This window comes from Picosynechococcus sp. NKBG042902, from assembly GCF_963864045.1.
GTDB lineage: Bacteria > Cyanobacteriota > Cyanobacteriia > Cyanobacteriales > MRBY01 > MRBY01.
In genome coordinates this window covers 1-13,312 of sequence record NZ_CAWLTV010000041.1, presented here as the reverse complement: position 1 = coordinate 13,312, position 13,312 = coordinate 1, and the positions used below count along the sequence as shown (strand labels likewise).

Below are 13,312 nucleotides of genomic sequence, written 5' to 3'. Positions count from 1 at the left end.
AAGTAATTTAGCAATTAAATAAAAATTATGAATGATACTATCAAAAAAATTGGAATTGTCGCTCCAGAGTTTCCACCTGAAATTGGCGGAGTTCAATCTTATAGCTATGAACTGTGTTGTGAACTGGCTAAACGTGGGTACGATTTAACTGTTCTAGTTCCTGAATCTCATTCATCAGTAGAAAGTTTCGTGGCTGAAAAATTTCAGCCAATTAATTATCTTAAGTTGCGAAGAAGATTCGATGTCAAAATGCTACAAGACTTTGATGTAGATATTTGGCACTGCTTAAATTCAGCATATTCATGGCTATCTTTATATAATTCCAAAGTTTTTATATCAGTTCATGGTAATGATTTTTTAGATCCATACATATTGACTGCAAGATTAGATTTACGAGAAAGATTTTATCTTAAATATGGTTCAAGGTTAGATTTTTGGTTGGGTCGGATTTTAACAAAAAAAACATTATTCAATCTCTACCATACACACAACATATATTTGCAAATAGTGCATATACATCATTAAGGCTTACTAATTTAGCTCCCGCATGTTCAAACAAAATATCTGTCATAGGATTGGGAGTTTCAAGCTTTTACTTTGAAATGCCACTTAATAATCAAGAGATTACATACGAATATCCCCGTTTTATTACTATATGTAGATTATCGGATCAAAGAAAAAATATTGATTTAGTTATTAAGGCTCTTAGTAATATCAAGTCTTTCGTTGATTTTGAATATACAATTATTGGCGATGGATTCCTCCGCCCAAATTTAGAAAAACTTGTTGCTGATTTGGGTTTATCTGAAAATATAAAATTTACAGGGAAGGTGACTAAATCAGAAATACGGGAATATTTACACAATAGTGACCTTTTTATACTGACTTCATCTTCTAGTAAAAAAAATGTGGAAGGATTTGGTATTGTCTATTTAGAAGCAAACGCTTGTGGTGTACCTGTTCTAGCTGCAAAAGAAGGCGGTTCAGCCGAAGCAATACAACCAGGTATAAATGGATTTTTCGTAAATGATATTTCTGTGAATTCACTTACAAAAGTACTTTCAGATTTCATTAAGGGAAAATATCAATTTAACCGTGATTCTTGCCGTAATTTTGCGAATCAGTACAACTGGTCGAATATCACTGACAAAATTATATCTATTTACAATACTTAAAAACTCTGAACATTTTTCCTCTAGAAATAAAGCAATAAGCTAGATTTGAGTAGATTTATCGGCAAACTGATTCTAAATCTAAAATTACTACAATATGTTATGCACTAAATGATTCAATTACAAGATCAACTTTTTACAAAAAGTAACTGAATGTATAGGTTCAAATTTTATATCAAATATCATTCTCATTATTTCTTATTTTAGAAGTATATAGTTTTTCTATCTCTCTAAAATTGTGAAATATAGGAACAAAAATGTTAATTAGAGGAAATTTAAGTATTCTATATGATAAAAGTCAGTATTCTTATTCCCTGCTATAATGCAGAAAAATGGATTAAGCAGTGTATTGAAAGTGCTTTAAATCAAACGTACCCCAATAAAGAAGTAATTGTTGTAGATGATGGTTCTACAGATGGCAGCTTAGACATTATTAAAAGCTTTGGTGATGAGATTCGTTGGGAAACAGGGCAAAATCAAGGCGGTAATGTAGCCAGAAACCGATTGCTAGAATTTAGCACAGGGGAATGGTTACAATACCTGGATGCAGATGATTATTTGCTACCAGATAAAATTGAAAAACAAGTTCAATATCTGGCTCAAGTCCCAAAAACTGACATTTTATATAGTCCCAGCATTTTTGAGTATCACCAGCCGGATAAATCTTGGCAAGAAATTTTAGCAATCCCTGAACCTCATGACCCTTGGATTTTATTGGCTAGATGGTATCTTCCTCAAACGGGTAGTCCACTATGGCGCAAGCAAGCAATTGTTGATGTGGGAGGATGGAAAGTTGACCAAGTATGCTGTCAGGAACATGAACTGTATTTGCGTCTTCTCATAGCTGGAAAATGGTTTAACTATTTTGGAGAAGCGGGTTCAGTTTATAGACAGTGGGGAGAGTCAACAGTTTGTAAACGAGACAAGTCTCAAACCAATCGTCAAGTTTTAGCTATTGAAGATAAAATTGAACAACATCTCAAAGCTACTAATCAACTAAATCAAGCTCGGCAAAATGCTATTAATCAAACTAGATTTGAAAAGGCTAGAATGATTTGGCTCTCAGATAAAACTTGGGCTAGTCAGGTGATTTCAAAAATAAATAATACCAATAAATCTTTCATTCCATCGGGAGAAGCAGCCCCTAAATCATATCGTCTAGTTTATCGACTACTAGGTTTTTCCATAGCTGAACAAGTAGCAAACTTCAAACGATTGTTGAAGTTTAAATTTATATAAATTACTGTTACTTTATTGTTAGTAAAAATTTAAAACTAGCTCTGAGATTACGATGCTACTCCCAATTTCTGCTATTGTGCCTACACGCAACCGTAGCGCACCCTTAGCTCGAACATTACACAGTCTGGCTCAACAATCAGTACAGCCGACTGAGATGATTGTAGTAGATGGCTCTAGTGATGACAGTACACAAGAACTCTGCCAGAGTCAAATTCCCGGACTGGCTACCCAGATTGAATACTATCGAGCAACAGAAATAGGCGCAGCTACCCAGCGCGACCAAGCAATGCTTCACGCTAGCCAAAATGTGATTTGGCTGATGGATGATGACATTTTACTTGAGCCGGAGTGTTTAGCGAGATTGTGGACAGCGTTGCAAAGTGATCCTCTCCTGGGTGGTGTTAATGCTATGATTACAAACCAGCGATATTTACCACCTGGACGCATTAGTCGTAATTTATTCCGTTTTCTGCATGGTAGTTTAGAAACAAGCTACGCAGGTAAGTGCATCGGCCCAGGATTAAATTTGTTACCAGAAGATGACCCGAATTTACCAGAAATTGTCCCTGTAGAATGGCTAAACACCACCTGCACACTTTACAGGCGAGAAGCATTACCTCAACCCTTGTTTCCAGCTAACTTTACAGGATATTCGCTGATGGAGGATGTGACGCTTTCTCTGATGGTGGGGAAACAATGGAAGTTAGCTAACGCTCGAACTGCGCGGATATTTCACGACAGTCAACCAGGAGATCATAAAAATAATCCCGGTGTGTTAGCAAAGATGGATTTGGTTAACCGTCATTACGTGATGACGCAAATTCTGCAAAGATGTAGTTTAGGAGATTATGTCAAGTTAACAGTTTCACAACTGTTTGGCATTGTTGCATCTTTAACATCAACAACTGGTTGGGTATCCTTACCTTTAGTGTTGCATGGTAAACTACAAGCGATCACACAAATCCTGTCCTCAAAAAACACGTCATGTAGTTTGGAACACGAAAGTTAACCTTGAAAATAACTGCTGCTGGACTGCTGTTCATACAGCGAATTCAACAAGCCTTGGGGAGCCGTTGGCGTAACTTATATTACAGAGTTATGGGCGTAAAAATACATGGCTATGTCTGGATGCGAGAGATTGATATTCCCCGCAACTTTGATGATATTGCCATAGAAAGTTTTTGCGCTTTGGATCAAGGTGTAACATTGCTGTGTAGCGGTGAACCTCTACCCCATCCTAAAATTCATATTGGTGCTTATACTTACATCAACCGCAATACATTTCTGGATGCGACTTTATCGTTAACTATTGGTCAACAGTGTGGTATTGGCCCTGGTTGTTATCTTACTGATCACGATCATGGTCTCGATTTAGCTTTACCACCTTTAGGACAACCGATGGTTTCCAAACCCACAAAAATAGGCGATCGCGTCTGGATTGGTGCTAATGTTATCATCCTGAAAGGCGTGACTATTGGCAATGATACTGTAGTTGGTGCAGGTAGCATTGTCACTAAAGATATACCAGAAAAGGCGATCGCAGTGGGCAACCCAGCGAAAGTAATTAAATATCGCAGCGAACTATGACCCTCACTCAAAACTTAGCAGAATTAGTATCAATTGGCATTACAACCAAAAATCGCTGGCAAGACTTAGAAATTACACTTACTAATATTAGCAAAGCAGGCTTAGAAACATTACCCATAGTTATTTTTGATGATGCTTCTGACGAAACTTGTCCCTTTGATATTTCCGCTTTATCACTGCCAATTCAACTGCAACGATTTCCAGAATCAAAAGGTTTAATTGTGCGTCGTAATCAGATAGCACAGTCCATGCAGACCAAATACTATCTTAGCCTAGATGATGACTCTTACCCTGTATCTGCTTCTTTAGAAGCAGCTGTAGAATTTGCTGAATCATTAGATGACCTATTATGCCTGAGCTTCCCCATTTATAACCCTGTATTAGCAGAATATCAAAACCAGTCCTTTGCTCAGGAACCATATCCAGTCAGGTGTTTTGTCGGCTGTGGTCATCTTCTCCGTCGCCAAAGATTTTTGCAATTAGGAGGCTATCGAGAAGAACTAATTCACCAAGGGGAAGAAATGGAAATTGCAGCCAGAGCTTTTCAAAAAAACTGGTATTGCTATCACTTTCCTGAATTTTTAATTCATCACACTGCTTCCAACACAGGCCGAAATTGGCATCGCATGGACTTCTACGGAGCGAGAAATAATGTATTGTGGAATGATTGGTTTGTACCAAAGCAACTGAAACTAATTAAGCAATTTCGGACTTTAGTTTCTCGGCTATCTTTGGGAATTAAAGTTAGACGCTGGGGACAGTTTCAGGGAGAGTATGCTGGGTTTAGAGACATTGAGCAATTTAAAAAATATCGACAAAATATGTCAATGGAAAATTACAAACAGTGGCAAGCGCTACCTTACACCTAAGTATGTCGAATTGGATTTGTTGTCAAATAGGAGCTAGAGAACACTACGCTATTCCTAGAGCTTTACATGAAAATGGACAGTTAGCTCACCTCATTACCGATGCTTGGGTTACTCCTCAATCTCCACTCGCAGTTTTACCTTTTTCACCTACCACAGCACTAAAAGAACGCTTTCATCCTACACTACAACAGGCATCAGTTCATGCTTTTAACCTCTCCCTAATTGGGTTTGAAATTAGCCAAAAATTACAAAAAACTTCAGCCTGGGAGCGCATGATTGCCCGTAATTATTGGTTTCAACATCAGGTAATCAAGAGGCTGACAAAATTAGCTCCGCATTATTTAAAAACTCCACCTATTTTATTCTCTTATAGCTATGCTGCTTTAGAAATATTTCGCTTTGCCAAACAACAGGGATGGTTGACTATTCTGGGACAAATCGATCCCGGTCCTTTAGAAGAAGAGATTGTTATTGCAGAATATCAAAGATACCCCCAATATCGGGGAAATTGGGAACCAGTCCCGGCTTCTTACTGGGAAACATGGCGAGAAGAATGTGCATTGGCTGATTGTATTTTGGTCAATTCCTATTGGTCGCGCCAGCTACTAGAAAAAGCGGGGATTAATTCTGAGAAAATCCAGGTGGTTCCTCTAGTTTATACTCCACCAACCGCAGCAAAAAACTTTAACCGCACCTATCCACAATCATTTTCTCCAGAGCGTCCCTTGAGGGTTTTGTTTTTAGGACAAGTGATTTTGCGGAAAGGAATTGCAGCAGTTTTGTCAGCAGTGGAAAAACTGTCAGGATATCCGATTGAATTTTGGATTGTCGGTTCTCAGCAAATTAATATTCCGCCTCACCTGAAAAACCATCCTCAAATTCGTTGGGTAGGTCATGTGAATCGTAGTGAAACAGCTAAATATTATCAACAAGCGGATGTGTTTTTATTCCCTACTCTCTCCGATGGTTTTGGGTTAACTCAATTGGAAGCTCAAGCTTGGAAGTTGCCAATTGTCGCTTCTCAACAATGTGGCGAAGTCGTTCATGATGACATCAATGGTTTGTTACTAAAGGAGGATATAGTTTCAGAAATTGTCGATTTTTTATTACTGTTAAAAAATAATCCTCAAAAAATTCGAGTTCTATCTAAAAAAATAGTTCAAAATAATAATTATTCACTCAAAAATTTAATGTTTAGATTAAATTCCATACTTTGACTTTTTTGTTATTGTAATTTACAAAAATCATTTTTGTCTACATCTATTTTAGAATTGTCAAATCAAGTTTTCTTTTGTCAGTATAAAAATATGAAAGCTTCAATTGTCCTTCCTTCCTATCGTCGTTATCAACCATTGCTAAATACAATTAGCGACTTATTGCGACAAAATAGTGACGATTTTGAAATTATTGTTGTCGATCAAAATCTAGAATGGCCATCTGAGTACGTTAAAGAACGAGATTCTTTCAAAACACACTCTAAAATTGTATGGATTACTCTTGATCGAGCTGAAGTGGTTTTAGCACGTAATATTGCAGTAAATAAAGCAAAAGGTGATGTGCTTATTTTTATTGATGATGATGTAAAAATTCCAGATCCTTTTTTTGTTGAAAAACATCTTAAAAATTATGAAGATCATACGATAAATATTGTGATTGGCCGCGAATGTCAGGCTGGTTTTAAAGAAAATGATCAAACCAATGAAACCTCTGAAGCAAACCAACTTCGTCACTTGAGTTTTTCTTCACTACAACAGGCTTTATGGTTTGATCGTAATAGCACTTTGCCAACAAAAGTATGTACGTTTTCAACGTGTAATGGATCGATGAGAAAAAGTGTATTTTTAGAGGTTTCTGGCTTTGATGAAAACTACCAAGGGAATTCCTATGGTGATGATTATGATTTGATTTTAAGATTGAATAAATTAGGGTATATCGGTGTTTATGATCCTCAGGCATGGTTGATCCACTTGCGCGTTCCAATGGGGGGACTACGGATGAGTGATGTGACCAATAAAGTTGACTATGCTCGTACTTCTACTGGCTTTTGGATCTTTTTTTTGAGACATGGTGAAAAGGGGATGTATTCCCATTTGTTCTACAACCATATTTTGAGAAAAACAGTTTTGATGAAAACAAATCTAAAAAGACCTTGGCGAGAAATTCCTGTTATCTTAGGTTTGATATTGGGATTTTTTCGGGCATATAAACTAGTGCAAAAGGGTGTTGATTCACCTTTTTTAAACCATTAATTTTTTGATCAACAAGTTACGTAAATTGAAAGCTTCGTTGCTGAAAATAAATTTGCCTTTAAAGTTTTGATTTTTATGTCTCCTCAAATTCGGACTGTCTTTTACTCAATTTTGCCATCACCCTATCAGCGAGATTTATTTGCCGCTTTAGCTAAATGTAGTGAAATTAATTTAAAGGTTAATTATTTAGAAATGTCTGTCGATGATTCTCCCTGGCCGCAAAAACCGCTGAAGGAGCATGAAACTATTCTAGTGGGAACTGATCTTCGTTGGGGTGCTTCTCGGTTTCACTTGAATTGGCATTTGCCAAATTTTCATGATACGGATATTGTCGTTTTAAATGGCTATCAAAGTTTTGTATCCCAATGGATTCTTAGAACTCAATCGAAGAAAATCCCCTGTATTTTTTGGGGTGAAAAAATGGTGGGGGCGGCGACGGGAATTAAGGGGAAATTGCAGCAAACTTTTGCCAATAGCGTAAATTATTGTCAGGCGATCGCCGCTATTGGAGAAGCAGCCGTTCAAGATTACAAATCCCGTTATCCCGATAAATTAGTTGTGCCGATTCCCTACTATTGCAATTTAGATGCGTTTCAACAGGATATTCCTCAACGTCCACGGGAGCTGATCACGATTTTATTTTGTGGGCAAATGATCGAGCGTAAAGGCTTAGATTTATTACTTACTGCTTTTGCTCGCCTGATTGAAGCGGGTTTGAAAGCAAAGTTGGTTTTGGTGGGAAGAAAAGCAGAATTACCGCAAATGATGGCAAAATTACCTGAATTTGTAAAAAAACAGATTGATTACGCTGGATTTCAAGCCCCAGAGGATTTGCCCCAGTTTTTTCGGCAAGCGGATATTTTTGTTTTACCAAGTCGTTACGATGGTTGGGGTGTGGTCGTCAATCAGGCTGTGGGGGCGGGTTTGCCGATTATTTGTTCCGATGCAGTGGGTTCCGCACCAGATTTGGTGACCATGGGTGAAAATGGCTTTATCTTTCCGGCAGGGGATGGAAAAAAACTCTATGAGGCGTTGCACTATTATGTGAGTGAGCCAGCGCGAATTACGGTGGCGAGTGTAGCTTCCCAACGGCGATCACTCCAATGGTCTTCCACAGTCGGAGCAGAACGATGGCTAGATCTATTTAAACGAGTTTTGGCGTGAAATGCAGTGATGAAAGTTTTATTTTTAGCGTCCTATTTCCCGAAACCAGATAATCCCCTCATGGGAACATGGGCGTTAAGTCAAGCTCAAGCCCTTGTTCAACAAGCAGAAATCGAATTACTGGTGGTTTCTTTTACCTCTTGGGTTCCTTCATGGTTGGCTCGTTCCGAGGGGGCAAAAGCTTATGCCAATTGCCCACCAGAATATGAATGGGAGGGGGGGTTAAGGTTTTCTATCCCCGTTGGCTTTACTATCCGATTAATCCGATTAAAAAGTGGATGTATGAAAATCCAGCGCCTTATTTGGCGATCGCCAACCGTTCCGCCCAACAAAAACTGATACAAATCATCGAAGAATTTCAGCCTGATATTTATTTTTGTCACCATAGTCTGCCCAACGGTTGGTTAATCACTCACCTCCCAAAAAAATACCAACGTCCCCTATTTATTCTCGAACATGACTTTGACGAAATCAGAGATTGTCACCACTTGCTCAAACGTCAACAAGCTTTTGCACAAGTAGCTAATCATGCCCATACTTTGATGGCAGTTTCCAAACGTATGGAAGCCGATATGCAAACGCTTTTTCCCACAGTCCATACCGCAACGCTTCACAATGGTGTTCACTTACCGCCGTCCTATCTTAGTGAAATTCCCCGACCTCCAGAAACTCAAAACAAACAAATTATTCTTGCCTGCGCCCTATTTTCCGAACGCAAAGCGATCCCTTTATTGATTGAAGCCTTTGCATGGATTGCCGATGAATTTCCCGATACTATTTTGCGAATTATTGGTTCCGGCCCAGATGAAGCCAATATTCGTCAAAAAATCGCAGACTGTAATATTGGCGATCGCATTCAACTCGTCGGTCGTAAGCCCCATGCAGAAGTTCTTCAAGAAATGATGTGGGCAAATTGTTTTGCTCTAGTGAGTTGGAACGAACCCTTTGCGACAGTTTATATCGAAGCAATGGCAGCAGGGACACCCATTATTTGTTGTAACGATGGTGGGATCAATGATGTGATCGAGAATGGTGTTCATGGTTTAACTGTTCCTCCAAGAAATATTGAAGCGACAGCAATGGCTTTGAGGAAAATGCTTAGCCAAGATTCTCAAAAACTTGAAATGGGGAAGAATGCGCGACAACTCGTTCAACAAACTTTAACATGGAATCTCAAAGCCACTCAGTTAGTCGAGCTCTTCAATAAAATTTAAGACTCCGATTTCCAAGCATCATAATATTCTCTGAGAAAACCCAATCTTTACATGACTCAGTCCCATTATCCATCGAATTTGCCAATACAACCAACCGTTGAGCCTAATGGCGTAACTAGACTATTGCTAGCGCCCCATCCCACCTTATCTGGGACTTCATGTTTGTTAGCAGGCTTGATATTAGCTTTTACCCTATACCCTTCAGCCGCGACACCCACAGGTATGGCGAGAATATCGGCGATTGCCGTAGGTATCGCATTACTAATTAATATTTTTTTTGACAGCCGAAAGGGATTTTATAATCTATTTCGCACAGATTTACTTTGTTTACTAGGACTGTATGGTTTAACTCTGCTTGAATTCCTTTTCCCCCAAGAAGAGTTCAATTTAGCTGTGGATACGATTCAAACTGCTCAGTCCTTAGATATGGTACTACTGGGAATGGCTGGTTTAGCATTAGGGCGTCATTTAGTAAAACCAAAACCCAGTGCTTCTCAAGTTAAAAACTTTGGGAATATCTCTAGTTCTACTTTATTTCGTCTCTTCGTTATTTCTGCCTCCCTGGGATTTTTATACATGCTGCTATCAGTGCAATTTAATCCAATTGCCCTCATTAATGCGATGATTGGCCCTCGCTTTGCAGAGCCCTGGGCTAGAGGAAAATATGGTGGTTGGTTTGTCTTTCTTTCTGAATTAGCTCTATTAATTCACGCGATTCCGCCTATGTTTGGAGTCATGTGGAATCGCCGAAATAACCTCTCGAATTTACAAAAATGGACAACGGTTGGCATTTTCGGTTTGGTCTTATTTCAAGGATTTACAAGCGGTACTCGTAATATTTTTGTTGTTTATGTCGCAACAGCTTTAATTGGCTATCTGATTACTCTGCCTAGACATACCCTGAGAAATACCTTATTTCCAGTTTTAATGGCTGTGGTAATGACTTCATTTTTGTCCTACCATATGCTGGAATTTAGAGGAATTGGTTTACGTAATTATATAACTAGACAGGTTTATCTCCAGCAGGGGGAGACTCGTGAAACATTTTCTGTTGATTACAATCTGATGTCTTTGGGGCCTGTCATTGAGGCATTTCCTGAACAACATAACTTTTTGGGTTCTGAGGTGATTTCCTGGGCTTTAGTCAAACCAATTCCGAGAGTACTTTGGCCCGGTAAACCAGAAGGTTTGAGCATTAGCATTGAAGAAGTGGTGGGGGCTGATGGCTGGACTGTTGCCACCACCTTCATTGGTGAAAGTTACATGATGGCAGGTGAGTTTGGTGTCTTGGCAATGGCGCTTTTCTTTGGGTCTTTAGCGGCTTGGTGGAACCGCAGAGCCATTCGAGGAAGTTCCGATTACGACTTAGTTATATATGCCCTAGGATTTTTTGGTGCTGCTATTACCATGCGAAGTATGTTCTGGTTAACAACTGCTATACTCCCCGTGATTGCTTTAGTAATCTTTCGAAAGTTTCGCCTAGTGCGATAATGCCAGCTGTGATAAAAGTTCTCCATGTTTTACCTTCTCTCAGCTTAAAACTTGGTGGCCCGACCCAAGTTGCTCTGAATCTTGTCAGTGCCTTGCGTAAAGTAGGAATTGACGCCGAAATTGCAACAACGAATGATGATCAAGATACTGTACTCGACGTTCCCCTCGGACAGCGGGTAATTTATCACAATGTACCCGTTTATTTTTTTCCTCGTTTTCCAATCCGAATGAAAGAGTTTCTGTTTTCTACGGAACTAACCCGGTGGCTTTGGCAGCATCAAAAAAACTATGATCTAGTAGAAACACACTATTTATTTTCCTATGCATCCTCTTGTAGCGCGGCGATCGCCCGTCAGTTTGGTACTCCTTATCTTGTAAATACCATTGGTCAACTTACGCCGTGGGCACTCGCTCAAGGAGAGTTGAAAAAGAAAATCTACAGCACAGTTATCGAAAGACGCAATCTCAATCGAGCCGCCACAATCCATTGCACATCCAACGGTGAAGCAGAAGACGTTAGCCAATTTGGTATCCAAACGCCGAAGATGGTTTTGCCACTGGGGGTCACCCCTCCCATTTCCATTCCTGATGCAAAACAGAAGCTTCGTCAACAATATCAAATTCCTGCGGATGTCCCAATCATTCTGTTTTTGTCACGCTTACATCCCAAAAAGCGTCCCGATCTTCTCCTGCAAACCCTAGAACAGCTCAGCCTAGACTATTCCTTTCATTTGATTATGGCGGGATCGGGAACGCCTGTTTACATCAAAACTCTCAAGGATTTAGCCGCAACCCTAAAGCTCACCAGTCATACTACTTTTACTGGTTTTGTCACAGGCCAGGATAAAGATTTACTTTTGCAAGGTTCAGATCTTTTTGTTCTCCCCACCTACTCCGAAAACTTTGGTATTGTCCTCGCCGAAGCAATGGTTGCCGGACTCCCAGTGATCACCACTGCCGGAACCCAAATTGCGCCAGATATTGCTGATGCCGAAGCCGGACTTATTGTCGATGGTGATTCAACCGCTCTGGGCGCAGCCATTAGTCAACTGCTCCAAAATCCCCACCAACGAACAATTTTGGGTCAAAATGGTCAGCGTTTTGCCCTGAATAACTATGCTTGGCCAGCCATCGCGCAAAATCTCGCCACTGCCTATGAAGCCATTGTGAAGCAGCAACCCTTACCAGATTGTGTTTTACCAACTGCTTCATCGACGAAAACCATAACCTAGCCTGATATTGATATGCAGTGCTGCGATCGCCTACGCCAATATGTACGCAAACACCCCTTCTTTTTTTTGCTTGTCAGTAGTCTGCTCATCGTTGGCGTTTTATGCAGCAGTATTGTTATCCGCCTTGCCCTGACAGCTAAGCAGGTTCCCCAACCGCAAGCGATTTTTGTGCTTGGTGGAGATCGCGGTCGTGAGGAATTTGCCGCAAGCTTTGCCCAGCAACACCCAACTCTCGATATTTGGGTTTCTAGCGGTCAATCTCGTCAAATCGCCAAGAATATCTTTCAAACCACAAACATCAATCGCGATCGCATTCATCTTGATTATCGTGCCATCGATACCGTCACCAACTTCACCACTCTCGTTAAAGACTTTGGCGATCGTCACATCCAGCACGTTTACCTGATCACCTCTGATTTTCACATGCGCCGCGCCCAGGCGATCGCCTTCTTTGTTTTCGGTAGTCGCGGCATTATTACCACCCCCATCCCCATTCCCTCCAACCAACCTAACGAAACCCTCTGGCATGTCTCCCGTGATATCGGGCGAGCAATTCTCTGGATCATCACCGGCCGTACCGGAGCCAGCCTACATCCCCAGTTGGGAGCAGCATTTCCTTCAAACAACCTGCAAATATTTTACCAAGTCAAAAAAGTTACAATGAAACCATGATAGGCTTTCTGGCGCTACTGCCCCGTGCCCTCACCACTTTTCTCTATGCCGTTGCTGCCCTCCTGAGGTTCTATGCCGACACCGATACAATCCCAATCCAATTCATCCCCTTCACCATCCTCCAGTGGAGTTTCCTGGCGTTCGTGTTGGGGACAGCGGCTCTCCTGGCTAATCTCGGCCTTGAGTGGCACGCTGGAAATCGAAGCCGATACCGAGAGACTGAAGCAAGAGAACAAGAAGCTCGACGCGATGCTCTTGCGGACGAAGAACGACGTAAAGCAAATCGAGAACGAGACCGAGCAGCTCAAGAAAGAGAACGAGCGGCTCGCCGTGCTCGAATCCAAAATCGATTCTTCCTTCTCCAAACACGGCATCAACTTGCCCCTAGCCCAGACACCAGAGCAGCCCTAACCGATTTTCTCA

Annotated in this window: 15 protein-coding genes; all 15 read left to right on the top strand. The window is 40.5% G+C overall.

Annotated features, from left to right (window positions below):
- Positions 1–27: 27 nt before the first annotated feature.
- Positions 28–525 carry a glycosyltransferase gene (locus AACR41_RS00920; protein ID WP_072008003.1) on the top strand — a complete coding sequence of 166 codons (498 nt, stop codon included), beginning with the start codon at positions 28–30 and terminating at the stop codon, positions 523–525.
- 50 nt (positions 526–575) lie between these two features.
- Positions 576–1,175, top strand: a complete 600-nt coding sequence (locus tag AACR41_RS00915; RefSeq protein WP_339367616.1) for a glycosyltransferase — start codon at positions 576–578, stop codon at positions 1,173–1,175.
- 285 nt (positions 1,176–1,460) lie between these two features.
- Complete coding sequence (locus AACR41_RS00910; protein ID WP_030008218.1) at positions 1,461–2,411, top strand: glycosyltransferase family 2 protein; 951 nt, start codon at positions 1,461–1,463, stop codon at positions 2,409–2,411.
- A gap of 52 nt (positions 2,412–2,463) precedes the next feature.
- Complete coding sequence (locus AACR41_RS00905) at positions 2,464–3,420, top strand: glycosyltransferase family 2 protein (protein ID WP_030008217.1); 957 nt, start codon at positions 2,464–2,466, stop codon at positions 3,418–3,420.
- Positions 3,421–3,422: 2 nt separating this feature from the next.
- Entirely contained in the window at positions 3,423–3,998 is a 576-nt protein-coding gene (locus AACR41_RS00900; protein WP_030008216.1) for an acyltransferase, read from the top strand.
- On the top strand, positions 3,995–4,867 hold the full coding sequence (locus AACR41_RS00895) for a glycosyltransferase family 2 protein (protein ID WP_030008215.1): 873 nt from the start codon (positions 3,995–3,997) through the stop codon (positions 4,865–4,867). Before AACR41_RS00900 ends, AACR41_RS00895 begins: the two co-directional genes overlap by 4 nt.
- Positions 4,843–6,084 (top strand): glycosyltransferase family 4 protein, encoded by a 1,242-nt coding sequence (locus tag AACR41_RS00890; RefSeq protein WP_030008214.1) that lies wholly within the window; start codon positions 4,843–4,845, stop codon positions 6,082–6,084. The genes AACR41_RS00895 and AACR41_RS00890 overlap by 25 nt, the downstream gene beginning before the upstream one ends.
- 90 nt (positions 6,085–6,174) lie before the next feature.
- Positions 6,175–7,116 carry a glycosyltransferase family 2 protein gene (locus AACR41_RS00885; RefSeq protein ID WP_030008213.1) on the top strand — a complete coding sequence of 314 codons (942 nt, stop codon included), beginning with the start codon at positions 6,175–6,177 and terminating at the stop codon, positions 7,114–7,116.
- A 75-nt stretch (positions 7,117–7,191) separates the two neighbouring features.
- Complete coding sequence (locus AACR41_RS00880; protein ID WP_030008212.1) at positions 7,192–8,280, top strand: glycosyltransferase family 4 protein; 1,089 nt, start codon at positions 7,192–7,194, stop codon at positions 8,278–8,280.
- Between the two features lie 9 nt (positions 8,281–8,289).
- Entirely contained in the window at positions 8,290–8,619 is a 330-nt protein-coding gene (locus tag AACR41_RS00875) for a hypothetical protein (protein WP_161768754.1), read from the top strand.
- Positions 8,559–9,494, top strand: a complete 936-nt coding sequence (locus AACR41_RS00870; RefSeq protein WP_161768753.1) for a glycosyltransferase — start codon at positions 8,559–8,561, stop codon at positions 9,492–9,494. The genes AACR41_RS00875 and AACR41_RS00870 overlap by 61 nt, the downstream gene beginning before the upstream one ends.
- Before the next feature lie 51 nt (positions 9,495–9,545).
- The gene (locus AACR41_RS00865) at positions 9,546–10,985 is read left to right on the top strand and encodes a hypothetical protein (RefSeq protein ID WP_152551037.1); all 1,440 of its coding nucleotides are present in this window, start codon (positions 9,546–9,548) and stop codon (positions 10,983–10,985) included.
- A complete protein-coding gene (locus tag AACR41_RS00860; RefSeq protein WP_223209980.1) occupies positions 10,985–12,217 on the top strand; it encodes a glycosyltransferase in 1,233 nt (410 codons plus the stop codon). The genes AACR41_RS00865 and AACR41_RS00860 overlap by 1 nt, the downstream gene beginning before the upstream one ends.
- Before the next feature lie 12 nt (positions 12,218–12,229).
- Positions 12,230–12,889, top strand: a complete 660-nt coding sequence (locus AACR41_RS00855; protein WP_084150038.1) for a YdcF family protein — start codon at positions 12,230–12,232, stop codon at positions 12,887–12,889.
- The coding region (locus AACR41_RS00850; protein WP_030008207.1) for a hypothetical protein at positions 12,886–13,312 on the top strand (427 nt) is incomplete at its 3' end. The genes AACR41_RS00855 and AACR41_RS00850, both read left to right, overlap by 4 nt.

Bases quoted from the DNA above. Each gene is read 5' to 3' on its own strand.
- AACR41_RS00885 (WP_030008213.1), top strand. From the start codon at position 6,175: ATGAAAGCTTCAATTGTCCTTCCTTCCTATCGTCGTTATCAACCATTG.
- AACR41_RS00865 (WP_152551037.1), top strand. From the start codon at position 9,546: ATGACTCAGTCCCATTATCCATCGAATTTGCCAATACAACCAACCGTT.
- AACR41_RS00860 (WP_223209980.1), top strand. From the start codon at position 10,985: ATGCCAGCTGTGATAAAAGTTCTCCATGTTTTACCTTCTCTCAGCTTA.
- AACR41_RS00855 (WP_084150038.1), top strand. From the start codon at position 12,230: ATGCAGTGCTGCGATCGCCTACGCCAATATGTACGCAAACACCCCTTC.
- AACR41_RS00870 (WP_161768753.1), top strand. From the start codon at position 8,559: ATGTATGAAAATCCAGCGCCTTATTTGGCGATCGCCAACCGTTCCGCC.
- AACR41_RS00895 (WP_030008215.1), top strand. From the start codon at position 3,995: ATGACCCTCACTCAAAACTTAGCAGAATTAGTATCAATTGGCATTACA.
- AACR41_RS00905 (WP_030008217.1), top strand. From the start codon at position 2,464: ATGCTACTCCCAATTTCTGCTATTGTGCCTACACGCAACCGTAGCGCA.
- AACR41_RS00920 (WP_072008003.1), top strand. From the start codon at position 28: ATGAATGATACTATCAAAAAAATTGGAATTGTCGCTCCAGAGTTTCCA.
- AACR41_RS00910 (WP_030008218.1), top strand. From the start codon at position 1,461: ATGATAAAAGTCAGTATTCTTATTCCCTGCTATAATGCAGAAAAATGG.
- AACR41_RS00875 (WP_161768754.1), top strand. From the start codon at position 8,290: ATGAAAGTTTTATTTTTAGCGTCCTATTTCCCGAAACCAGATAATCCC.
- AACR41_RS00880 (WP_030008212.1), top strand. From the start codon at position 7,192: ATGTCTCCTCAAATTCGGACTGTCTTTTACTCAATTTTGCCATCACCC.